Source organism: Streptomyces melanogenes (genome assembly GCF_014649795.1).
Taxonomy (GTDB): domain Bacteria; phylum Actinomycetota; class Actinomycetes; order Streptomycetales; family Streptomycetaceae; genus Streptomyces; species Streptomyces noboritoensis.
The window spans coordinates 1-25,154 of the sequence record NZ_BMTS01000051.1; the positions used below are offsets into that span (position 1 = coordinate 1).

Annotated in this window: 9 protein-coding genes; 4 read left to right on the forward strand and 5 right to left on the reverse strand. The window is 68.7% G+C overall.

Annotated elements, in window-relative coordinates:
* The 5 genes from IE252_RS41690 to IE252_RS41710 all read right to left on the reverse strand — a co-directional run.
* On the reverse strand, positions 1 to 2,246 hold a 2,246-nt coding region (locus tag IE252_RS41690; protein WP_190094737.1), incomplete at its 3' end, for a PLL family lectin.
* Positions 2,247 to 3,072: 826 nt separating this feature from the next.
* A complete protein-coding gene (locus IE252_RS41695) occupies positions 3,073 to 12,438 on the reverse strand; it encodes a Tc toxin subunit A-related protein (protein WP_190094738.1) in 9,366 nt (3,121 codons plus the stop codon).
* Positions 12,439 to 12,495: 57 nt separating this feature from the next.
* Positions 12,496 to 20,115, reverse strand: coding sequence for a SpvB/TcaC N-terminal domain-containing protein (locus tag IE252_RS41700; protein ID WP_190094739.1), 7,620 nt, complete (start codon positions 20,113 to 20,115; stop codon positions 12,496 to 12,498).
* A gap of 168 nt (positions 20,116 to 20,283) precedes the next feature.
* Entirely contained in the window at positions 20,284 to 20,601 is a 318-nt protein-coding gene (locus IE252_RS41705; RefSeq protein WP_190094740.1) for a hypothetical protein, read from the reverse strand.
* Between the two features lie 25 nt (positions 20,602 to 20,626).
* On the reverse strand, positions 20,627 to 20,947 hold the full coding sequence (locus IE252_RS41710; RefSeq protein WP_190094741.1) for a hypothetical protein: 321 nt from the start codon (positions 20,945 to 20,947) through the stop codon (positions 20,627 to 20,629).
* A gap of 1,445 nt (positions 20,948 to 22,392) precedes the next feature.
* Here IE252_RS41710 and IE252_RS41715 point away from each other — a divergent pair.
* The 4 genes from IE252_RS41715 to IE252_RS41730 all read left to right on the forward strand — a co-directional run bounded on the left by IE252_RS41715 (position 22,393) and on the right by IE252_RS41730 (position 24,963).
* A complete protein-coding gene (locus tag IE252_RS41715) occupies positions 22,393 to 23,190 on the forward strand; it encodes a thymidylate synthase (RefSeq protein WP_190094742.1) in 798 nt (265 codons plus the stop codon).
* The gene (locus tag IE252_RS41720) at positions 23,187 to 23,693 is read left to right on the forward strand and encodes a dihydrofolate reductase (protein WP_190094743.1); all 507 of its coding nucleotides are present in this window, start codon (positions 23,187 to 23,189) and stop codon (positions 23,691 to 23,693) included. The genes IE252_RS41715 and IE252_RS41720 overlap by 4 nt, the downstream gene beginning before the upstream one ends.
* Positions 23,694 to 24,062: 369 nt before the next feature.
* Positions 24,063 to 24,416 carry a hypothetical protein gene (locus tag IE252_RS41725; protein WP_190094744.1) on the forward strand — a complete coding sequence of 118 codons (354 nt, stop codon included), beginning with the start codon at positions 24,063 to 24,065 and terminating at the stop codon, positions 24,414 to 24,416.
* Between the two features lie 229 nt (positions 24,417 to 24,645).
* Positions 24,646 to 24,963 (forward strand): YqfO family protein, encoded by a 318-nt coding sequence (locus IE252_RS41730; protein ID WP_190094745.1) that lies wholly within the window; start codon positions 24,646 to 24,648, stop codon positions 24,961 to 24,963.
* Positions 24,964 to 25,154: the final 191 nt, after the last annotated feature.

The following is a 25,154-nucleotide window of genomic DNA, read 5'->3' on the forward strand; positions in this document are numbered from 1 at the left end:
TTGATGAGTTCTCGGTACAGGTTGATTGATTCGTCGGCCATGGCGAGGGCTTCGTCCCAGTGGCCGGTTGCGGCGAGGAGGGCTGTCGCGGGGGATGCTTCCCACTGTGCGAGTTGCGGTCGATAGGAGGGGGCCACGGCAGCGACCTCGCGGGCGAGCGTGATCGCGTCGACTGTCCGGGCGACCGCCTCTTCGCGTGCCGGGCCTGGCAGGTTCCACAAGGTCTGCGCCTGGGTGATCAGTGCCTGAGCCTCCGCAAACCGCGCGGCCGGCGCGGACCTTCCTGTCTCGTAGAAGCAGGAACGGATCGTCCGACTGTTGTCAGCGTCTGCGTCAGCCCAGTACAGGGACACGCTGTTGTCGGGCAGCCAGGCTGTGTTGAGCTCCGACATCGTTCGCCACGGCGGACCGAGCCGCAGCGGGGCCGACCAGCGGGTATGCTGCGCTTCCCTGACCATGGTGTGGATGCTGCCGTCCCCACCCAGCCAGAACACGCGGGACTGGTGTTGTTCAGCCGCCACGGCCACGATCCGGGAGCCGAGGAGCCCGCTGGTGCTGCGCGGTGGTGTGACCGCAACCGGGGTGCTCCATGTCCCGTCGTAGTGAAGGTTCCAGATGGCGCGGTCCGCTGACACCCAGAACAGGTCGGCTTCTCCATCGCTGGCGCTGGCAGCGAAGAGACCAGCGTCGTACCGGGCGATGGAAGTGGCCACGGCGATCCGGGACGGCGCACTCCAGGCCGGGGCAGGCACGTGGGAGTCGTAGGCGACGCTGTGGATCGCGTTGTCTTTGGTGATCCAGAACAGCGTCGCCACCCCCGGCGACGGGCAGACCAGGGCACAGCTAGTGAACCCTTGCTCGAAGAGGTTCTCCGCGATCGGCGCCTGCGGTGTGCTCCACGTTCCGTTGGCGTCCTGGACCGCGGCCATCAGGGTGCCGTTCCTGTCGTCCCGTCGGCACACCACCACTAGTCCGGGTGCTGAGGCGGCCAGGAATCCATGGTCGGCGTTCCCGATCACCTTGACCGGGGCAGGCAGCCATCCGGTCGGCTGGGTGGCGTCGGTGTGCGTGGCGCAGAGATCGGACATGTCATGAGAGACGAACAGGGTCGTGATCAGGCCGGGCCCGGGGGACAGCGTAGCGAGTCTTGTTTCGGTGGTGTGGCCTCCTTCCTCGGAGGCGACGGTGTTCTCGGCGGTGATAGCCACCGATCGCGGCCAGGCTGGCGGGTTCGCGGTGGGGTCGTAGGACAGGGTGCGCAGCTGGCCTTTGGAGGGATCCCTCCACACGAGCGTGGCATGCCCGGGTCGCTCCGAGGCGGCCGTGGCCGACCATGGCGTGGGCGTGTCCACCCCGCCGAGTGCGGTCCACGGGGACCATCCCGCCGTGCGCGGGTCTTTGCCCCAGTAGGCCATCGTGTCACGCAGATCCAGTACGTGGGCCAGACCGGCTTCGACGTGCACCCGCGCACGGACGCTCTCGGCGAAAAGCGCCAAAGCGTCCTCAAGCTGAGCCTGCCCGCCGGGGCGCCACTCGGTGTCCTTCTTTTCAATCTTGTAGCCGGAGATGTGATCCGTGCACGCGTAGGCCGCGGAGTAGGTGCCGTCCTTGGTGTTGACCTGGCCGTTGGTCCATGGCTCGATGGCCAGGTCGGCGTTGTGGAAGATCCAGTCCATCCGTGCCGCATGGCGGGTGAGTTCTGTACGGGTCAGGGCGTTGTTGCGGAACTGCGGGTTGAGCGCGGCGATGATTCCGAAGCGCACGGTCAATGCGTACGCGTACGTGATGTACGCCAGGCGGTGATCGAATGCATGTTCGTTGGAGTTGAGGTCCGGCCGGTAGAAGAAGGATTCACTTTCGAGCAGGGTATTCGCCGAGAGGAGAGAGTTGTTTGCCGCGTCGACCCGTAACGCGGCATTCGTGCGGCCGCCGTGGCTCCAGGTGCTGAGCTGGTCCACTGCGGCACGGGCCTGCCCGCGCAGACGATCCAAGTCGCGCTGCAGGGTGAGGATGAGCGCCTGCTGCTCGACGCTGACCGCCTGCAGCACTGCGGCCAGAACCTCGTCGAACTTCCCCTGCAAGGCTACGAAATCCTGGTGCAGCACATCGAGCCTGGCCAGAATCTTGTCCTCGGTGCTGGGTTCGCCTGGGGTGAGGAACGTGATGATTTCGTCGCACGTCTCCTTTGCCTTCCTACCGGCCTCGGAAATCGCCACTGCGGTGATGATCGTTGCGGGTACGGTCATTTCCTGGCTGTCCTCTCGATCTGTGTCGCGGTCCGGAGCCCGCCAGGACCCCGAGTCGCCCTGCCTTCCCGGCGACGACGGACGTCCTCGTCAGGGAGGGCGACAGTAAACGCGCGCACCTGCCCGGAGGGGATGCGTTGCTTCCGCATCAGCCCCGCACCGGCACGGCACACCACTGGTGGTGGCCAGCGGCGTCCCGCCCCCTCCGCGTCAGCGCGCTCACGCATTGCCGCCGCCTCTTCCACCAGAGCCCGACCGGGCCGTCCGCGCGGCTTGCATGCACCGGTGTTGATGGCCTTGCAGGCATGTCCATGACCGGAGCGGAAGGAAGGTCACGGCCCGCTCAGCGGACCGGCACTGCCTGGCGAGAGCCATACTCCCCGCCTCCCCTTGATCTGCCTGTGTTCCGCCCACCGCTTCCCCGGCTTGGCAGCCCCTACCAAGCGGCCGTCAATGCCGCCTCCTGTCCCACCGCCCAGACCAACTCGCCTACACCCCATGCCGCTACCGGTACCCCGCCGCCGCTGGCCAGCGCTGCGTATGGGCCGGTCCAGGGTGGGCGAGCCGGTCCATGTGCCCCGGCCGAGGGGCCCGCCATCGCCATGGGACATCTCGCGCCGGAGAAGCACGAGAAACTGCCCACGCCGACCAATGAGGGTGCCCGGTCACCGACGAGGAGCACTTCACGGCGGCCGACCGTGCCGGGGTGGCGGCCTGGGTGCTGTCCGTGTCAGCAGCGGGCTGAGGCACCAGCCGAGGGCCGGTGGCGCCGGTCGGCCTGGCCGCGGTGAGCAGTGGAGGCTGATCCGTTGTCCGCGCGTCCCCGTCACGGTGCCCCGACTTCTTCGACGGAGTACTGCCAGACCAGGAGCAGGTCGACGAAGGCGTCCGGGTTGAGCCTGCCGTCACGGAGCAACTCGGGGGCGAGCGCGGCGATCCGCTCGGCGGGCACGGTGATCGCCCAGTTCTGGCCGGTGCCGGTCACCTTGCCCTTGACGCCGTCGAAGCCGGCTGTTGGCTGGCCGCCGAGCGCTGGGTTGGCGGGCAACGCGCTGCCGCCGTGCGCACCGTCGGGCCCGGTGAGGGTGGCCGACAGCGGCTCGTGGTCCGCGTAGAGGCGCAGGTAACGGGTGGTGGTGCCCGGGGCGAGACCGTCGGACAGGACGACCACCAGCTCGGGGGAGGTGAGTTTGATGCTCTCGTCGTGGAAGAGGTAGGGGAAACGGGACTTGGCCACAGTGAAGGTGATGGTGGCCGCTGAGCCGGGGGCGGCGGCCAGGAACCGGCTCCACTGGTCGGGGTGGTCCTGGCGTGCGCTGAACGTCCGGTACAGGGCTTTGCCGCCGCCCGCGTGCAGCCAGCCGTTCAGTGCTGCCCGCAGTTCCCTGACAGCGGTCTGTGCCAGGTTCGTTCCGCCCTCACGAGCCGTGTAGCGCAGGTGCAGCACCACGTCGGAGATGGTTTCGTAATCGAACTGCCGGAAGTCGGTGGGCAGCGACAGTTGCCACTCGCTGATGGCCCCCGTCCCCTCGAACGGCAGGAACCGGTCGTCGCGCAGGTTCGTCTCGAACAGGCCTGCGTCGTCCTGGCCGGTGCTGGTGACGATCGATTCGCCGGACCCGGTGTAGTCCCGGAACCGGGTGTCGGCGGGTTGGCGGGCGTACGCGCCGTCGCTGAGCCGGGATTCGACCCGGACAGAACTGTGCAGCAGTGTCGCCGTCAGGTTGACGCCGGTGTAGGGCCCGGCTACGCACGGGACCGTGATGGCCACGCTCTTGATCCGGCGCAGGTAGTGGCCGGGGGTGTCGAGGTCGAACAGCGCCTCGGGCAGGGAGACGTATGCCCGGCCGGTCTCCTTGAGGCTGAGCAGTGCTTTGGGATCGAACTGGGCGAGAGAGACACGCTTGGACAGCTCGAACTCGCGGGCGTTGCTCTCGTAGTACGCGGCGTCCATCCGGTTCAGGTCGGCCGTCAGTCGTTCGCCGGCCAGCAGGCCCTTGTGCAGACTGTCCCAGTAGCCGAACTGGACGAAGTCGGAGTCGTCTAAGCCGAGTTCGTGGCGGTAGGCACGCTCGGTGCGCTTGGCTATGTCGTACGCCAGCTGGTATGCCTGGAAGTGTGTGGTGGTGAGCTGGCCGACCATCCAGTCGTACAGCTCCTGGTTGGTGTACTTGGCGTACAGGAAGTCGTCGGCCGCCTTGGCATTGGCGATCTGCTGGTGATGGGCGTCCAGTTCCTTCTGGGCGATCGTCTGGCGGATCCGGGCCGCCTCGATCTGGGTGGTGTACTGGGCGATCTCCTTGTCTGCCTGGCCCAGTTGGAAGGTCCATTCGTCGTAGCGGTGGTCGAAGCCGCCGAGGACGTTGGACTGCTGTGCCTGGGCGCTCTCCACGCCCATGTAGGTCAGCAGGGCGTTGGCCAGGCCGAGCGCGGAGCCGCCGATGTTCTGGCCGCCCCACGAAGCACCCATGGTGGTCGGAAAGCCGACTTTCAGTTCCGGGAGAAGTTGCAGGGTGCTGCCGAGGATGCTGACGCCGGCCGAGACGCGCTGCAACAGTTTGGCGTCGTCGACCAGGTCGGACGCCTTGCGCTCCTTCTCGTTGAGGCGGTTCTTCGCCTTGTCGGAGAAGTAGCGGTGCTTGTCCAGAGCGATGGCCTTGGACTTGGCGAAGACCTCGATTGCCTTGGAGGCCTCCTCCTTCTGCTTCGTACGCACGGCTAGCACCGCGTCCAGCACGCGCCGCTCGTGGGTGGAGCGCAGCCGTGCCAGTGTTTCGGCGTCGCGTTTCTCCAGCGCAGCCAGCAGGGCGCCGCCGAACGCGCTGACCTGACTGGCGAGTTCCTTGGCCTTGGCGGCCATCGGACCGAACCGGTAGTGGGGCAGGGGCGCGTGCGTATCATCGAGGACGGTCGCCAGGTTGAGTCCGGCCGAGGTGGCCCGGATGAGTCGGGCCGGGTCGATCGCAGCGCCGAACAGGGCGGCGGCGCGGGTGACGCCTTCGATGTTCTGGCCATGGCGAATCTTGGTGAGACGGTCTTCCACAGTGTCCCAGTAACCGAGCAGCTTCTCGTTGCGGGGGATACCGAAGTAGGTGAGCCACCGGGTGCCGAGGCCCGGCGCGATGGCCGCAGACGCGGTGGCGGGGGCGGGCAGCAGGTTCTCCGTGGCGGTGACCGCTGCGGTAACGGGTGTGGGCTGCCCGGTCAGCTCGCGGTAGCTCATCGCCGGGGCGTCCGGGCCCTGCCGTGGGACCTGCTCGGGCCGCCGCCCGAGCAATTCAGCGGCGAGGATGTACAACTGGGTGGCCTGGTTGACGGATTCCAGGGTGTCCTGACGGAAGAGCTGGTCGCCCCAGGCGATCAGGTTGTCGAGGTACTTCATGACGACGGCCTTCTGATAGGCGGTCGTCCGCAGCCGGGCGACGATGTCCGGCTGGAACGGGCTGCGCAGCCAGGCGTCCACCTTCGCGGCTTCCACGGGATCGCCCGTGGCGAGCCGGCGCAGGATCTCGCTGATGCGCTGCTTCTGGTAGTCGTCTGCCGAAGCTTCGAAGAACGGTTTGGTGCGCCAGTAGCGTCGTGGAGGCTGTTCGTCGCTGCGGTCGGTGGGGTCGAAGATCCGGTGGAACCAGGTTTGTGCCTCCGCGAAGCGCTGGTTGGTGGATAGCCGTCCGGCCATCAGCAGCGGCGCATGGAAGAATAACTCCCAATTGTACACGGCGTAAGGTGTCGCGTTGTCGAAGTCGAAGGTGTCAGTGGGGTATGGCACCGTGACCACGTCGGGGCTCGGTGAGTAACGCTGCTCAAAGCTCTCGACTGCGGTGAGGGACTCGGGGTGCAGCTGGAGTTGTCGGCTGAAGAGCGCGTCGATGCCGAACAGACCGAGCTGGGACTTCAGCAGCTCGACGTAGGGATGGTAGAACGGCGTGAACTGGTACCTGTCGGAGGTGTTTACACTCGGGAAATGGACGAGATACGAGCGCTCGCTGTCGGTGAAGAACGCCAAAGTGCGTTGGTACGACATCACGAGGTAGGGCACCACCTGGCGGAAGGGCAGGGACAGTGGTGTCTGCCGTAGAAGGACGGGACTTTCACGTAGCTTGAACGTCCGTGCGTACGGCCCGCCGCTTTGGTCCTCCACCCAGGCGTTGTTCACCGACCTCTGGCCGTCGGGTGGGAGGAAATAGCTGCTTATGTAGCGCCCTTGTCGACCGGTGTGGCCGTCTGGATCGGAGGGGGGGAAGATCCGGTCTCGGACCGCCGAGTACTGCATCGGCTCGGCCAGCACGGTGCCGCGACGCCTGCTCAACCGGAACCTGCCCCACACGGTCGAGACGGCGAAGACGGTTTTGTCTCCCTCGGTCCAGAAGACCTCGAATGCGTCACCGTTCACGGCCCAGATGACGGGCTCGAAACTGTAACCGTCCACATCGGGCACGAACATGTACGGGTGTTTCGCTGCCGGATTGAAGAACGGAGGGATGCTGGGGTCCTCGTAGGGAAGGAAGGGAGGCGGAAGTTTCGGATTAGTGTCGATCATCTCGTCGGAGACCCGTTTGGGGGTCCACCGACCGTTTCGGTACTCGCTCCAGTTGAGCTGAATCCGCCAGTAGTTAGCCGCGGGCTTGAGCTCGTGCTGTGTACCGCCGTCGGGCAGCGATGCGATGTTCCTCTGCTCCGCTGCGGGAATGAACGTCGGCCAGAACGCGTAGAGCTGGCGGTCCCACACGCCGAGGGTCAGCGAATCGCCGTCAATGTCCAGATCAACCTTCTCCCAAGGCGTCCAGTAGAGCCGGTTCACCCACGTGCGGTAGTAGTGGGTCCTAGGGGCGGATTCACTGCGGGCGAGGACATGGACCCTCTCTCCACTGAAGTCGCCGGGCCAGGATTCGTCGTAGTCGACGTAGACCCCGCTGGGCTGGAGCCGAGCCACGTCGGTGAGCTGGTCCAGGTAGTGCAGCAGCGCGCTCTGCGCGTTGTCGTCCGTCAGCTCTTTCTGCGTCAGGTCCGTCTCCAGCTGCCCGAAGAACGGGGACTTGTCGGCCCGCAGCTCCGGCTGAAGGTAGTTCTCGGGGTACAGGAAGACCTTCTGGTTCGCCTCCCATAGCCGGTACTGCTTCATCCACTCCCACTGCTCCCACAGCGCGGAGCCGGAGGCGGCGACGTGGGTTTCCAGGTTGAGCAGGCACCGCTGGACGAAGAGCTGCGTGCTGTAGATCGCTTGCGCGATCCGAGTCGTTTGCTGGACGGCACTCATTTCGACGTCGATCAGGAAGTAGTCCTGCATGCCGTTGGTGTCGCTCCACAGCGGCGTGGCGCCGTCCCGCGGTGGGCGTACCCGCAGATACGACACGAGTGCAGCGCGCTGCCGGTCGCGCAGGGCGTCTTGGACGGGTGTGGCCGCGGTGGTCCAGTCGCTGGCGGAGTGCAGTGCTTTGGCAGCCAGCCGTGCGGTCTGGGCTTCATCGGCTGAGAGGCTCTCCTTGAGCCAGCCCGTGGCCCGGGCGGCCGAGACGCCCATGCGGCGTGCCAGGGCGACGCCGCCCAGCAGCAACCGCAGCTGGGCGGCGTCGGCGTACTGGGGTGCGGCCTGGATGCGCAGGGAGCGGGCTGTGTCGAGGATGTCGGTGGCGTCCCAGCCGGTTCTGCGGCTGAGCTCCCTGGCGACGTCCTCGCTGGTCGCATTGGGCGTCCGGCCGGCGGTGAAGATGGCGTCGATCGTGGCCATGCGGCCGGGTATCGCGTCGCGTAGACGGGTCAGCTCTGCCAGTGCGATGAGGCTGCGTACGAGCGGGGACGCTCCGGTGCGCGGGAGCGGTGTCCTGGGCAGCGCGTTGAGGTCGAGCCAGGTGGCGGGGGCGGCGCTGGTGAAGACGAAGGGAAGCTCCTCAGCGGTCAGCCGCAGCTTCGTGAGGACCAGGGCCACCCGGTGAAGGAGGGCGAGAGAGGTGAGCTGCGGAGCGAAACCGATGCGCGTGATGGTCACGCTGGGGTCGGACCCCACGAACTGGGGTGCGAGGAAGTCTTGCAGTATGGGCTCCTCGGCCGTGTCGCGCAGCCAGGTGCCGAGCAGAGCAGCGGTGCTCGCGGGGTCGAGGTTGGTTGCCTGGCCGAGCTGCTGGACGATGGTGGTCTCGCTCAGAGTGCGCCGCAGGTAGGGGAGTAGTCGCTCCAGCACGAAGTGGAAGCGGTCGGCGGGGGTGACCGTGGAGCTGCCGAAGAGGGCGTCGGCGTCGGCGTCGGTGAGGAACCGGTTTGCGGGCTCAGGGGCCGCTTCTTGGGCGGCGGCGAGGCCATCGACGGCCTTGGCCAGGTCAGCGTCGGCCGGTGGCGTCTTCAGCGCCCGGATTGCGGCGTCCGTCAGGTATCCGCGCGAGCGCAGACGGTGCTCTGTGGGGTCGTAGAACACCTTGCCCGCCAGCGCGGCAGGGATCCGGTATCCCGGGGGCAGGGCGGTCAGAGGGGCGGAGAACACCGGGACGCGCAGGGCCTTCATCCGGCTCTTTACGAAGGTGCGGGGCGCCTGGTACAGCTCTTCCACGGCCGACCGGTAGGCCGCACCGATGGGGGTGGCTGCGGTGGCGAGGTCGATCAGTCGCTGCCGCTGCTCGTCATTCATCGGTCCGGTGAAGACCAGTCGGCCGTCTGCGGCAGGGGTACCTGGCTCGTACCGTACGGGGAGGTCGGTGGGCAGGGTCAGGCCAGCGGGCAGGGTCGCCAGGAGGCTCTGGTAGGCGACCGTGCCCAGGAGCGTGGACACGGCGTCCTGGACCAGGGGGCTGTCCCAGCCCAGCAGTGCGAGGTCCTTGCGGGTCAGCTCGCCCTTCGCGTCGGTGGTCCGTGTGGTCTGCTGAGCGACCGTCTGCAGTGCGGCGCGCAGCTCGCTCAGCGTGGTGGCGAGCGTGGTGTCGTCGGGAACAGGGCCGTCCTGCGCGGTGAGCGTCGCCGTCAGGACGACGTCCGTCTCGGATACCGTGAAGGCGGTGGCGCGGAGCGTCTGCGCGTGGTCGAGGAACATCCCCACGGACGTGAGCATGTGATTGAGAAAAAGCGGCGGAGTGGTCGCGGCTGGCGTCGGTGACAGCGCCGGTCCGCCGTTCCTCGGAGCGTGCTCGAGCAGGTCCAACGGGGAGTCCGGCGACAGGGTCAGGGAAGCGCTGGCGGAGCGTTCGGCTGATGCCATGACCGCCGTGCGACAGGTTTGGAAGATCCACGGCGTGTTGCCGTCCAGCCGTACCAGACGCAGCAGGTCACTGATGGAGAGATCCAGGAAGCGGGCCAGGGTGACGGCGCAGACCAGGATCGACAGGTGCGCCAGGTTGAGGGCCCGGCTGGGGACGGCCGCGTCGGGGCCGCTGACGAGTTGCGCGAGGTCCTCGTCTGTGACTTCCAGCACGGCGAGCAGCGCGGCCGACACCGCAGGGGTGTCGAGGCTGGTGCCGAGGACCTTCAGTTCGGTGCGGTCGGCGTTCAGTTCGAAGGGGGTTGGGGCGCCGGGCGGGAGGGCCATGACTGTCGGGTCGAGGAACAGCCGATCATAGAGGGGCGGTTGCGAGTCTGAGGGGTAGCGGTAGGTGTCCAGCGGCAGGCAGAACGCCACCACCCGTTCCACGGGCAGGTTCATCCTGGCCGCCAATGACCTGGCCGCGGCGATGCAGTGCAGTGTCGTCGCATCCAGCAGTCCCCGGTTGTTGGCTGCCTGGATGAGCCGGTCGAGATCGGCGGCGGTGCCGCCGAGGGCCCGGTGCAGCCGGACAAACCGGTGCAGCCGGTCGAGGGCCGCAGTGTCGAGTCCGGTCAGCGTCATCTTGGTGGTGTCGTCGGGGGCATCCGGGGCGGGGGTGACGTACAGCGTGCCGCCGGGGTTGACGAAACGGGTCTCCAGCAGGGCCGCCAGTTCCGTGAAGCGCAGACCGGCGGTGTCCAACAGGGTGCGTACGGCAGACATCTCGCGCACGAGGTCGGCGTCGGCGGTGTCCGCCGGGCGTCCGTAGAACGCGGCGAGCGTGTGTGCGGGGGGCAGCGGCTCGCCCGCGATGATCCGCCGCGCCGCAGTGGTGAGGCCGAGGCGTTCGGCGGTCAGGACGTTGCTGGCGGTGTCGGAGCTCATGCCGCCGGTGCCCAGGGTGGTCAGCAGGGTCTCGCGGGTGACACCGAGGTGGCCGAGCCAGACGGCGGTCTGCTCGGCCCATAGGTCGAACGGCAGATCCCAAGGATAGACGGCGGTACGCAGCGTCTCATATGCGCCGGTGTTGACGTGCTGCGGCTGCACGCGCAGTTCCTCGGCCTCGCCGTTGCTCTGCCGCTCGGTCGCGGGGATCGCGTCGGCGGGCGCGACGGCGGACTCCAGCAGCTCGTTGACGAGGTCGATGCAGGGCAGGGAGAGTTCGGTGTTGTCCGTGCTGAGGTCGACGTCCCACAGGTCCGGGCGGCGGGCATACAGCACGTCTGCGACCGGCCCATTCCGCGAGGGGCCGGTTGTCACGTTGCCGCCCAGCCGCCGCAGGTAGTACAGCAGATCCACCAGATACGCCGCCTGGCTGGTCACCGAGCGGGAGGGGGCGACGGCCCCGTAGTCCGCCGACCCGAACAGGTCCTCCCAGTCCGGGACCTGGGCGAGCGGCCCCACCTGCGGCAGCCAGGGCACGTCCAGCTGGCCCGCGGTCCGCAGGTCTGTCATCAGATTGACGGCGGCGGCGTGCACGTGGGTGGCGCGGGCGTGGACGGCCCGCGCCACGGGCTCCCCGACGGTGCCTGACACGCGCTGGGCGAAGGTGTCGGGGGCTATGCTCGCGATGTCGTACGCGGAGGCGAAGCCGTGGTCGCGCAGCGCCTGCATGGTGTCGAAGTCCCGGGCGACCTTGAATGTCCGCTGGATCGCGGCCAGTTCGCTGCGTGCAGTGTCGTCGGGCACGGTGACGGGGTTCACCGGGGTGGCGATCAGGTCGAACTCGGGGTTGGCAGCCAGGAAGCGGGTCCCGGGCGCCTCGGCGTGATCGGGGTGGTTGGCCAGCCGCAACGCGATGTGGGCGGTCGGATATGCGTCGGTCACTCGGGCATGGATCGTCTGCGCGTACACCTCAGCGCTGTCCCCGATCCGCTGCGGTACGCCCCCGGTCTCGGCGACGAGTTCCGCCCAGCGGCCATCGAGGCGTACCAGATCGCGCCGACTGGTGAACTCACCGGTGTCGAAGCGCGCCAGCAGGGTCCGTACGAGGGGGGCGTTGTCGTCGGTCAGGGCACCCAGGTGCAGGGCCAGCCGCAGCCGGTCGGTGTGCTCGCCAGGCTCTCCCTGTCCCGGAGGGGGAGCCTGCGCGGCCGTCTCACCGGGCTCGCCCTCCGCCGTCCGGGGCCCGGATGCTGCCCCAAAGGCCGCACGGTTCGCCCCGCCGTCCAGGAAGTCGCCGTAGAGGCGTTCGCGCACAGCCGGGTCGGGCACGGCGACGGTGAAGATTTCCGCGAGCGGAGAGGGGCGCACACCGTCCGGCGCCAGGGCGGGCGTGCGCGCCGCTGCCAGTTCCCGGGCCCGCAGGGTGGCGACGAAGTCGTCCGCGCTGTCCACCGGCGCGATCACATGCGCCTTTGCCGCCGCGGCGAATACAGAGCGCATCTCCTCGGATGACCGCTGGGCCAGGGCCGTGAGCTCGGCAGGCAGGTTGTGGGCGAGTAGGCCGTAGAAGGGCTCCGCGGGCAGGCCGGTGGCACGGGCGAGACCGGCGGCGGAGGCCAGGCGGCCGACGCGGTCAAGACTGAGACCAGCGAGCAGGGCGAGGCGGCCGATGTCGTGGCGCGTGTCGTCTTCGACGAGGTCGGCCGGATCCGTGCCGTCGAGCAGCGGTGTGACAGTGGCCAGCATCCGCGCGTACTCACTTGGCCCGTACCCGGGCAGGTGCAGGTCGAGGCCGGATCCGGCGGGCGTGTCCGTGCCGCTGCCCGGCACCACCCGCTCGGCGTCATGGCCCTCGGCACTGGCGCGCACCAGGAGTCCCGCACCCGTATCGGGCATGTCGGCGGCGGTGAACTCGATGCGGTAGACGCCGGCGGCGTCGGTGACGGCCTCGCCGAGCGGCACCTGCGACCACAGCCTTGTGGCGACCGCGGTCACTGTGACGCCTGCGACGCCGGAGCCGTCCCTTCCAGTCACCCGGCCGGTGACGTAGCGCATGGTGGCGCGGGCGCGCTCAGCGGTCATCGGGTCCCCCTGTTTTCCTTCTGCGTGGTGGTCGTCGGTCTGCGCTGTCGGCCCCGGTCAGCGGGCCATCCAGTCCCGGATGGGCTGGAGGTTCAGCTCGTAGGTGACGAAGGTGAAGTCGTATCCCTTGACGGCTTTGGAGTACGCCTCGCGGTCCGTCGTGACGTCGATCGGCTTGAGGTTCCAGTGCTGGAAGGGCGGCCTGAGTTGGAAGTCGCCGGTGCCACCGCGGCTCTGCGCGCCCAGTGACATGTGCTGGTTCATGCGATTGAACAGAGGGTTGGCCCGGACACGGGCCGCGGTGCCGTATTCCACCGCCCAGCCGGTGTAAGGGGCGACCATGGGTGACTGGGGGTGCATCGGGATCCGCAGGCTGGTCGGGACGCGGCCGAACGACGCGACCGGATCGGTGACCGCCTCGGCCGCGGACTCGTTCACGAGCCTCTGGAAGACATCGATCCGGTACTTGCCGATGTATTCTTCTTTGCCCGCCGGTACCTGCGGCAGTCGCCACGGCGCCGGGCTCTTCCCCGGCGGCGGGCCCGATGACCCCGATCCGCCGCTTCCTACCGGCACATGCGACTGGGGTCCGGACGGACTCTGGCTGGCCGACCGCATCTGGGCCCGTCCGGCGGCGACCCCGCCGAGCGCTGCGAACATGCCGAAGAGCCATTCCCGGGTCTGGGCGTGCACGGCTTCGGAGTGCCGGACCCGGGCCTCTTGTTGGGCCTGGGTGGCCTCCTCCGCGGTGACGTGCTTGAGCAGGAGGCCGTGGTCTCCAGCATCGATCAGGTAGTCGCTGTGCTGCACGCCCACCGGCGCGAACTGGGTTTGCTGGAACACCTTGTCGAGTTCGGCGATGTCGTCATCGGCGATGCCTCGTCCGCGCAGCAGTTTCTTGTCGATGTCGTAGGTGTAGTCGTCCCTTGTGTCCTGTCGGCGCACGTAAAGGCTGCGGACCGCGTCCAGGGCCGCCGCGTAGACGTCGGGTTTCTCCGCCGCCTGCGACCGGATCGCGTTGAGCTGGTCTCCCAGCTGAGCCAGTGTCCAAGCGTGGTGGGCGGAGGGGTTGAGTACGGTCGGCTCCGTGGTCTGCAGGCCGCCCGGGTCCACCATCGTCGTAGGCCGGTTGCGGGCGTAGGCGTACAGGTTGGGGCCGTCGACTGGTCCCGCCGGGTCCGCGCTGGCCCACCGGCCCAGCCAGGGCGCGTAGTAGCGGGCGCCGTGGTAGGTGAAGCCGGTCCCCTCGTCCTTTTCCCGTCCAGTGAACCGGTAGCGCTTCAAGCTGGTCTCGGCGGCTCCGGCTGAGGAGTGGAATGCGGTCGTGCCGAACGGGTGGTACTCCTCGTACGACAGCAGCGCGGCGTTCCCGTCAAGCTCGATGGCGGTCGAGCCGAGGTGGTCGGAGAACTGGTAGCGCACGACGGTCACCGGGCCGCCTGCGGGCGGCTTCCCGGAAGCCACCGTGGTTGTCTCCACTAGGGCGATCCGCTCGCCGCCGTCCATGACGTGCAGGGAGTGCTGCTCGGTGACCACCTGATCGCCGGTGGTCCTGCGGTGGATCTCCGTCTGGCCCAGGGAGAGCCGGTGGCTGGCCGTCCCGCCCCGCTCCAGGACGGCTCGCACCCGGCGGCCGTCCGCGTCGTACTGGTAGTACGCGGTGCCGCCGTCCGGGAAGTCAACGCGGACCAGCCGGTTCTCCGCGTCCCAGTGCAACTGCCGCAGGTGCGGCATGGCGGTGATGTTTCCGCCCGCATCGTGGGTGTAGACGTGGCTGAACTGGCCGTCGGGGTCGCCGGGCATGCTGGTGGCCAGCAGCCGGTTGCCCTCCTGGGCGATGGCGTAGCGGCGCGTCCACAGGTTCGCGCCGTTCACCCGGTGTGCCACCCTCCGCAGATTGCCGCCGGCGTCATACGCGTACTCCTCCCGGTAACGGCGCATTGCCTGCGCGTCGTTGACGTGCGGGATGGGGTAGCGGACGGGGTCGTCGGGGCCGGTCTGGCCGGGCTCGGTCTGCCCGATGTGCTCACGGGCCTCGGCGATGGTGAGGCGGTACGTCGGGTCGTAGGTGTAGCTCCGGGTGGGTTCGACCACGGCATTGGCGAAGAACGCCGTCTGCTGGGCGGCGTCCTCGACCCGCAGCACGTTCCCCACCGGGTCGCGGGTCAGTGACAGCCCCTGCAGCAGGCGCCCGGCCTTGTCGCGGGTGCTCAGGGCGGTCAGACGGAAGGTGTCGGGATCGTAGGTGTACCCGGTGGTCGTGCCGCAGCCGAGCGCGAGCAAGGTGCGCTGGCCCCGTGCGCCGTAGTCGATGTCAGTGATGAACGGGGTCCATACGGTGGTGCCGGGCAGATGCACGTCGAGCTGTTCGGGCAGCCCGGCGGTGTTGTAGCCGACGCGGGTGGTGCTGCCGTCGGGGCTGGTCGTGGCGAGCGGCCGGTTCATCGCATCCAGCCGTGTCGAGGATGTGTACGCGGCGGCCTCCAGCAGGGGGGCAGCGGCATTCAGTGCCTCGTCTGCGGAGAGAGATCCAGCGACGAGCGCCCAGTCGGGTTCGGTGCGGTGGTCGAGGACCAGCCGCCGTGCGGTTCCGGTGGAATTGCCCTTGAAGTCGACCTGGGTCGTGGTGGCCAGGCCGGCGCCGTCGAAGGTGAGATACGTTCGGCCACGCAGGTTGCGCGCAGCCGCCGCAGCGCCGAGGTCCTCGCCGTAGAGGTGGCGCACCCGCAGCCGTTCCGCGACGCCGTTCGCCGCGTAGGCGTGGGTGGGGCGGCGTGCGGCGTCGTAGGACCACCGCACGGCGGTGCCGCGGCCGTCCCAGGCCCGGCACGCCTGTCCCGCAACGTCCGGGACCTGCCACTGCTCGCCGGAGTCGGGGCTGGTGGCATGCGCGGCGCGGCCGAGCATGTCGTAGTCCTGTCCGAGAGCGAGCACGCCGCGGGCATCGGCCAGCACACGCTGGTTGCCCTCGGCGTCCAGCCGGGTCCGGGTGGAGTATCTCTCGGTGCCGTTGTCCACCAGGGTCAAGAAGGGACGGCCCAGGCTGTCCTGCCACGTCAGGCCGGGGGTCGCCGCGTGTGCGGCGGCCTTGGCGGCGGCCTCCTGCGCGGCCGGGCCGAGGCTGCCGTCGGCGCGGCGCTCGTACCAACTGCGCCAGCCGGGCTGGCCGGCAAGGTAACGTCCCAGGTAGCCGCCGACGTCCGGATCCTGGCGCGGGTCGGCCAGCACGGTGTCGTTGACATCCCAGCTCGCCTGCCGCCACGGGGCGAAGACGGCCTTTTCCCACGTGTGGTCGGGGTGCAGGATCGCAGCGGCCCGGCCCAGGGGGTCATAGAACAGTACCGGGCTGACACCTGTGGCGATCGCCGGTTCGAAGGCGTGCGTGGCCGAGAAGAACGGCTCGTAGCGGCGGACCGGCAGGCCCTTGTTGTTGTAGATGCTCCAGCCGGTGGCCGCCCACCGCGGGGCAGCCACCGCTGCGCCAGCGGAGACCGGGCCCGGTTCGGCCTGCACCTTGCGCTGGATCTCGCGGCCTAGGCCGTCGCTGTAGGCGAATGCGTGCTGGACCGCACTCTGTTCGCCGACAGCGAGGTCGCTGGTGTGGGTCTCGCGGGTGAGGGTGGCAATCACCGGGCAGTCAGGGATCTCCCGGTCGCGGCTGCGGTAGTAGGCGAACAGGTCGTAGACCAGGCGGGTCGTGGCGCCGCCCAACAGCGGGTACGGGTGCGCGAGTGGGTCGCTCAGGTATACGGCCACGGCCGCGTCGTCCGGGTCGGGATCTAATCCATCGAGCATGTCGCCGAGTTGTTCCTCGGGCTTGCCCCGGATGGCCGTGGCGACGACCAGGCCGAGCGCGTCATAGGCGGCCTCCCCCCGGTTGCGGTTGGCGTCTGAGACCAGCCACGGCTGCAGGACCCGGTAGTCGAGCCCGCCGCCTAGCAGACGGTCGTCCGGGGCGCGTTCGCCGGCGCTGACGACGTTGCCGGCGGCGTCGCGCACGGACGCGGTGAGCAGGTCATAGCCGTCGTACGTCACCTCCGCGACCCCGCCGAAGGGGTCAAGGAAGCGACAGGGAAGGAAGAAGTGAGTGCGGGCATGGATGAGTTCATCGGGGGAGGAGGCCGCGGTGGGGGCGTAGCGGATCTGGCCGGACGGTGCCCACCATCCGTCGTGCCCCTCCAGCCGCACGTACCCGGCCTCCCCGGCGAGCAGGGTGTCGTGCACGCGGTCCTCGTACAGGCTGGTGATCAGCGCGGGCGTGAACGCCAGCCGGTAGCGGTCGTACGGCAACGCCATGGATTCCAGCACGCCGAGCGGGAGCGGCCCGGACAGGTCGTCGCTGCGCATCAGGGCGCGGGTGTGCTCGATGAGGCGACGAGCGGGCTCGTTGGGGTCGGGTTCGGCATCCCAGTCCTGGTAGGGCCGTTCGCGGGTCACCTCGGTGAGCGCGGCGTCCAGTTCGGCGAACCGGAACGGGCTGGTGGAGCCGGGTGTCTGAGCCTGCGGTTCCACGCCCAGCACTTCCCAGACCTTCGTCTCACAGGGCATCGGCGCGCGGTACGCCCGGGGGTCATCCACGGCATTGGTGAAGCGGTGCTCTGTATACGCGACGTGCCGCCGATGCTGGCGAGCCCGGTCGTCGTCGCTCAGGGCGGGATCCGGGTCGGTGTGGCGGCGGCCGTAGCTGACCGCTGCCGAGCGCAGGGTGTTACCGAAGTCGTCCACGGCGAGCACGAGCTCATGGCTGACCCGCGGATCGGGGTGCTGCGTCCCGTCGACGTCGTACAGCCGCCGCTCGTAACGCGCGGTGAGCGACTCGCGGGGATGCACGAAGAACACCGCGTATGGGGCGTCGGCGCCGGGCGGCGGCGGGCCCTCGGCGTGCTGGACAAGCCGGATCGTGTAATTTCGTTCCGTGACTGTGTACGGCCGGGCAGCGGCTTCGGTGTCGTCGAACGCATAGATCTCCTGCCGCAGTACGGACCCACGCAGCGCGCGGCACGCCTGCCGTCGTTCGTCGGCTGTGAGCGGGGTGCCAGGCAGAACGGTATCGTCCAGGAGCAGTTCGTCCGGTGGGGCCGCGGAGTGATCGACTTCGCGGAAGTACTCGCCGGCGAACTGCCGGGACAGGTGGTCGTCGTCGCTCGTGCCGGTGTGCAGCCATGTCTTGGTCAGGACAGGCGGCAGGTGGGTGGCCTGGTCGATGTTGGTGCCGTCGCCGAGCGCGGCGAACTCCTCGCTGTCCCACTGCTCAACCATGCCGAAGCCGCGGAACTCACGCTCGATCCCGTCGTAGTGCCCGTGGTGGTAGACGTAGCGGGACACGAACCGGTTGCCACTGATGCGGTCCACCCGCTCCACCCGCTCCACGACCTGGACGGGAAACGGGAGCCGCGTTGCCCAGGGCCGGCCGGCTGCCTTGTCCGCGAGGTAGAAGGCCGTGGACGCCGCGTACTGGATAGCGGTCTCGGCGCCGAGGTTGTTGGTCACGCGGACGAGGAGGTGCGGTTTCCGGCCGCTGGTCAGGTCCACGTAGCGCACGCTGTGACTGGTGTCGCCGGGTAGCGGGGAGGACCAGACGAGACAGGCGGTGCCGTTGCCGTGCAGGTCTGCGAGGGAGACCTGGGAGGGACCGTCGGACGCAGGGAGGGAGAACGCCAGCCGGTGCGGCGGCGCCCAGGCGTTGCCGGAGCGGTTGCGGTGAATCTGGACCGCCGAACGGTGCAGATAGAGGATGTCGACGGTGCCCGAGCCGTCGACATCAGCCAGGAGGATACGCCGCTGGTCGAACTGATCCGGTTCGTCGAACCAGGGAGCACCGTCCATGGCGACCTTCGCGCCGAAGCGGCCGTAACCGAGGCTGGGCCAGTAACACACCTCGCCGTTGCGGATCCGGACAAGGTCGGCAAGTCCGTCGCCCGAGACATCGGCCAGGTAGAGGGACTGCTCGGCGTCGGCGAGCACCAGGCGCGGGCCGCGTTCCTCGTCGGCGGGAGACGCCCCGCTTTCAGCGGGGCCGAAGCCTGTGTACCCGTGGGAGGGGTGCCATTGGAAGACGTCGTCGCGGGTGACCAGGACATCGGCGCGGCCGTCGCCGGTCAGGTCCACTAACCGGACGTTCGGGTCGTCCCAGTCGAGGTTGGGCAGCGAGGTGAAGGGACGCAGCGGCGACCAGCCCGGATCGGTCCCGTCTCTCTCTGCCGTCCGCCGGTAGGAGCCGGGAACCGTGCCGCCTAGGTCGACCAGGTTGAGGCTGCCGTCCGCGGCCAGGTCGAGAAGGCGGGGGCTGCCGGAGCCGCCGCTGGTTTCTTCCGCCCGGTCGGCGAAGGCGGGTTGGGTGGCGAGCGGCCGCAGAGGTCCGTAACGGGTGTCACCGACCGGGGGCTTGTAGTACAAGGTGCCGCTCTGAGTGGCCAAGACGCCGGCGATGCCCTCGCCGTCGAGGTCAACCCACTGGTATGCGGGGCCGACGGGACCGGCCGGTAAGTGCTCCAGACTCTGGGGATCGAGGTCATGCGGCTGCTCGTCGATGACGGCCTTGGAATAGCCGAGCTCCAGCGGAGGCAGGGATTTGCGCCGGTACCTCCCACCGTCCAGTCGGCGGTAACCAGCCTGTATGACCGACGAGAGGCAGGACACGATGGGATTCTCGTCGTAGGTGAGATCCGTCGACCGGGTCAGGCAGTTGTGACCCACACCCGGCTCGCTGGGGAAGTGGTGGAACATCAGTACCCGTCGGCACAGCCGGTAGGTGCGCACCTCGAAGCCCGGGCGGTACGTCGAGAAGGGATCCGAGCGACACGGCCACGGTGAAGCGTCGGCAGGGGTGGGCGCTTCCGGGTCGTGCTCGCCGTAGTCGAAGACGACCTCGAACATCCAGCCGGCTTCGGACAGCCCGGGGTCAGCCAGCCGCGACACGCGATTGCCGTACTTGACGCGTTTGAGGTAGCGGCCGACCGCACGGGCGGCTTGCGTGCGGTTGCGCTCGTGGGTGAGGGAGTGATCTACCCCCGCAGAGTCCTCGGACTTGTACTCATGCACCAGTGCGTTGCCCTCGGGATCGTAACTCTCGCTCAGTAGCCAGCTGAACACCCGTCCAGGGGCGGCCGGGTCGGTGATACGGGCGGCGGGGGTGCGCCCGTACACGCTGGTGACGTTGGCAGGGGAGACAGAGCGCCAGTGCACGTCACCCGAGGCGATGTCGGTCCACCGCTCGATGCGGGCGAACAGGCCCTCGGTGCGGGGACGGTAGCGGCGTATGAGGAAGGTGCGACCATCCTCGGTGCGGGTCGGCAGGCCGGAGCCGGAAGGCGGGCTCGGTTCGGGGACCAGGTCTTCCGCACCGGACAGCACGAAGACGTCTTCGGGCGCATCTGCATAGCGGGGCAGCCCCTTGTCCGTCTTGCGGGTGACCGAGGGGACGGACAGGTGCCAGCCGAATCCGAAGGGGCCGTTGCCCGCTCCCGAGTCGTAGCTCAGCGTGAGTGAGGGGCCGAAGCCGGAGCGACCAGGGCTGAGCGCCAGCGGCACGCTGAGTGAGCCGGTGCCGTTGGCCGCGTTGCTCTCGAACTTCTCGCCGATACCGCGTACGGCCCCGCCCCCCTTGGGCAGCGAGACCGTCGGCGAGCCGGTAACCCTGCTTAAACCGTTAGGAGTTGAGTACTCCGTGCTCCTCATGAGGTGCACGCTAACGCAATCGTCATCAGCGGGGCACGACGCTTTGAGTCGCTGCCAAGGAACGCTGCCGCGTCCGGCCGTCGATCGCCAGTGTGGCCTGCAGCGATGGATGCGCGGATGAGGCCTGTGCAATTGGAGCGCTCGGTCCGCTCAGTGGAACATTGCGCCTCACCGACATGCCGGGCCACCCTGCGCAGGGGCTGGCGCGAGCGCGGCTTCTCTCTCGATCCCGCCTCTGCACCCGCGCTCTTCGACCGGATGTGTGGAAGCCGACGCGGTGGGCGTGCACAAGATGTCCGCGGGCAGCAAGTCGATCGTGGGAAGGAAGCGGGCGATCCGATCGAGCAGATCCTCTTCGGGGAGGTACCGCAAGCCGCGCTGATGGGACAGGGCACGCACCAGCCCACCACGGCGACGGTCACCGTCGTTGAACCAGTTGGTGACGAACGTCTCGATATCGGACCAATCGAAGTCCAGCGCCTCCAAGATCTGGAACTGCGGCAGGCCGCCGTCAGCCGTGCCGGTGGCACGTCACGGCGATCGGGGCCCGGGGGAACCGGGTGGCCAGCCGCGTCAGTTCGTCGGTCACACCGTCGTCGGCGCCCTGCGCCTCCTGCGCGCTCTCGCCGCCAAGGACTTCGTCCAGCTCGTCCAGTAGCAGGTCCGCCCGGCCGTCGGTCAGCCTCTCGATCACGTAGTCCCGCGCGTCCTCGAAGCCGTACTGGTCCCTCCAGTGCTCGGCTAGATAGTCGAGCAGGGAATCGTGACCGCGCTCGACGAAGCGGAACAGCTCTACGTACGCCGGGAGTTCGGGCAGTGGCGGCGGGCGCAATCGCTTGCCGTCAGTGGTAGGTAGATCGCGACTGCGGGTGCCGTTATGGCTGGCCGTGCCGGTCTGTGGGTGTGTTACGGCTTTCCGTGATGGTTTTCGTCCTTGCGTGGTGTTGTGTGTGTGGGGGGGATGTGGGCGCTGGCTCGGGCGGGGGAGCAACGGGGTCGGTCTTCGCCTCGTACGGTTCTGGAAGGCGAAGGCTCGCCCACTTGGGCCGGGACGGCGTGGTCGAGATGGGAGTTTCGTGCTGTGTGTGATCGCGTGCCGTGAGGGTTGCGGAGGTCGCGAGAGCGGTGTCCGTTACGGATAGCCGTGCCGTCAGTGGTTTTGTTATGGCTGGGCGTGAAGCTTCCCGGCTCTGTGTGGTGTTGTGCGGGGCGGCGGGGTGTGGGTGCTGGCTCGGGCGGAGGAGCAGTCGGGGGTGATCATCGCCTTGCAGGGTTCCTGAGGGCGAAGGCGCGCCCGTGTGGGGGGAGTGCCGGGCTGTGCCTGATCAACTGGCGGCAGGCGCAATCGCTTGCCGAGAGCGGTAGTCCGACCGCGGCTGCCGGTGCCGTTACGGCTGGCCGTGCTGGCCTGTAGGTGTTACGGCTGTGCGTGTGGTTGTTCGTCCCCGCGCAGTGTTGCGTGGGGAGGTGCCGTGCGAGTTACGGAGGTCCCTGCCGCCGCCGTTACGGTTGTCCGTGCTGGTCGTTGGTTTCGTTGCGGCTGTCCGTGAGGCTTGTCGACGGCGCACGATGTGCACGGTCGGCCAGTCTGCCGCAGGGGCTCGGCTCACCGCCGGCACCGCGGCCGGGGCGGCACACGGATGTCGCGCGTGCGAAGGCCGGCCCTGGCCCCCCGCGCGGGTCGCTCGCGGTGCAGCCAGCGGGGAGTGCACGTCACCTCGTGCGGGGTCGGATGCTCCGGCTCGGTACCAGAGTGTGGGTGGGCCAGACCGAAGTGGGGCGATCCGATCGATTGTCTCCCGTTCTCCCGGCGGTCGGTCGCGTGTGTCAGGTTTGTCCTGGGGACGTCGGCAGGCAATCACCCTGGGGCCGTTACGGCTGGTCGTGCCGCTCGTTGGTGTGGTGGCGGTGCGTGAGGGTCTTCGTCTCTGCAGGATGTGTTCCGCACCCTGAGGCGGTGGCGGCCACTCAGACGATGGGGACGGCAGCCGCACGGTGCGGGAACGCACTGGCGAACGAACGGTCGTGGGCCGAGAGCCAGGTAGTCGCGGGCCGGGCGAGCGACAACTGCGCCTGACGCCCGGCAGACGCGGTGGCCCCCGCGCAGCGGTCCGGGGCCCACCCGCCCCGCCGCGGCGGGGCACGAACGCGTACGGGGATCGCGGAGCAGCCATCGGACCGGGGGTGCGGCTGCCCCTCCCGCGCGCGGCTGGCCAGGGAAAACGACGAAGACGCGGTGCCGAGTCCGCGTTCTGGGCACCAGTAGAATCGACGGTTATGGCCGACACCCAGTACGAAGACCTGTTGCGGTTGGTGCTCACCTCCGGCACAGCCAAAGCCGACCGGACGGGCACCGGTACCCGAAGTGTCTTCGGGCACCAGCTGCGCTACGACCTCTCGCAGGGGTTCCCGCTGATCACCACCAAGAAGGTGCATCTCAAATCCATCGTGTACGAGCTGCTGTGGTTCCTGCGCGGCGACTCGAACGTCGGCTGGCTCCACGAGCACGGCGTCACCATCTGGGACGAGTGGGCCGACAGCAACGGCGACCTCGGTCCGGTCTACGGAGCGCAGTGGCGCTCCTGGCCCACCCCGGACGGCGGGCACATCGACCAGATCAGCGAGGTCCTCGACACCCTGCGCCGGGATCCGGACTCCCGCCGGATGATCGTCTCCGCCTGGAACGTCGCCGAGCTGGACAAGATGGCGCTGGCGCCGTGTCACGCCTTCTTCCAGTTCTACGTCGCCGACGGCAAACTCTCCTGCCAGCTGTACCAGCGCAGCGCGGACCTGTTCCTCGGCGTCCCGTTCAACATCGCCAGCTACGCGCTGCTCACCCACATGGTGGCCCAGCAGGTCGGTCTGGAACCGGGCGACTTCATCTGGACCGGCGGCGACTGCCACATCTACGACAACCACGTCGAGCAGGTGCGCGAGCAGCTCTCGCGTACCACGTTCGACTTCCCTCAGCTGCGGCTGGGCGAGGCCGACTCGCTGTTCGGCTACGCATACTCCGATGTGGAGGTGCTCGACTACCGGCACCACCCGGCCATCAAGGCTTCGGTGGCGGTGTGAAGATCGGGCTGATCTGGGCGCAGACCCCCGACGGCGTCATCGGGGCGGACAACGCGATTCCGTGGCGTCTGCCCGAGGACATGGCGCACTTCAAGGCGACCACCCTCGGTCACCCGGTGGTGATGGGGCGCAGGACATGGGATTCGCTGCCCGTGCGGTTCCGCCCGCTCTCCGGGAGGCGGAACATCGTGGTCACCCGTGATCCCCAGTGGGCGGCCGAAGGGGCGGAACGCGCGGGGTCCATCGCCGAGGCGCTCGCCCTCGCCGCCGAGCCGCTGGAGGCGGCGGCCGTGCCCGCCGAGGCATGGGTGATCGGCGGCGGGGAGATCTACCGCGCCGCCCTGGGATACGCCACGATGCTCTCGGTGACGGAAGTCGACACGGCGGTGGACGGCGACGTCTACGCCCCGACACCGGGCCCGCAGTGGAGGAGCGCCGAGGATACGGGCTGGCAGCACTCGGCGTCAGGGCTGCGCTACCGCATTCGCCTGTACACCCGATGAGGGGCAGCCTGCTCCCTTGATCACCTGCGGCCGGGCCACGGTCCGCGACGTGCGGATGCACTCCCACCGTCAAGAGCCGCGAGGGGCGCCCGCGCCGGTCAGCGGCCCGCAGAGGGACTGCGGGCCGTTGCCGGGTACCCGCCCCGCGTGAGCCACGCGTGCTGCTCCGCCAGGCTGGCGCCGGTGCTTCGGTATGAGCCGAAACGGTACCTGGCAGCACGTCAGAGCTCGCCGTACCGCCGAGGTTTGCGGGAGAACCCGTTCCACCGTGTGCAGCGTGATGGGCGGGGACTTTTGAGTACGTACTCGCTCCGCGTATGAGTATGTGCCACGACGTCGAGGCGGCGCGTGTGGGCCAGGATGGCGGTCATGACCACACCCGACCTGCCTTCCACCGCCGCCCCCTCAGCGGCGACGACCGACCCGTTCGCGCCGTCCACGGCGACCGTGCGCATCTTCGCCGGTATCGGCCTCCTGCTGCTTGCTCTCGCCTACGGCGCGTTCATCGTCATCGTCCTTGGCCAGTCCTACAGCGGAGACGGGGCGGGCGGGCCCCTGGTGGAGGAGGCCCAGTGGTCGATGGGCCTGTCCGCAGTCGTGGGAGGGCTGGCGTTGTGCCTGCCCAGCACCGCGGTGAGCTACACGGCGCGGCGCGGGGCCGTCAAGCTGCAGTATGCGCTGGCACTCGCCGGCCCCGCGCTGGCCGCCATTGACTTCGCCTGACGGGTGGGGCTTTGGACGTCGTGCACAGCAGGCCGACTGTTGCGCGGTGAGCACGTGGACGCTCCGGCGGCCGTCCTCCTGGCGCGCCATTTGGCCTGGGCCGCCGCCGCATGGGCCGGGTCGATGGGCCGATTGCCCGGTTGGAGGCCAACCGGGCGCTCGCCCGTGCGCGTCGCGGCCGACCGAGGTGTTGTGAAAGTGCTGGTCGGCGGGTTGTTAGGGTCCGGTCATGGTGCGTCTGAAGATTGAGATATCCGTCCCGGAGAGTCATGTAGATGTCGTGATCGAGGCTCTCCATGCGGCCGGAGCGGGCCGGATTGGCGAGTATGCGCGGTGTTCCAGCGTGTGGAGGGTGACCGGCAACTGGCAGTCGTTGCCCGGTTCGCAGCCGTATGACGGTGAGGTGGGCGTTGTGCAGCATGGTGAGGAGTGCAGGATCGAATCGGTCTGTGATGCGGAGCAAGCCCGCGCCGTCCAGCAGGCGGTCCGTGATGCCCACCCGTACGAGGAAGCGGTCATCCACTTCCTTCCTCTGTACGAGCCATAGTCAGCCGATGGCCGCACGCATCGCAGCCACTCGTTGATGGCCGCGACGAGGACGGTCGCCTCATAGCGGACGGCGAGTTTGTCCTATCGCGTGGGTGCGCCACGAGGCGCCATGGAATCGAGTGAGGTGAGAGACCTTCACCGCCGGGTTGTCGTAGCAATCCGGTTGAAGCTGGGGGCAGTTCGGCTCGG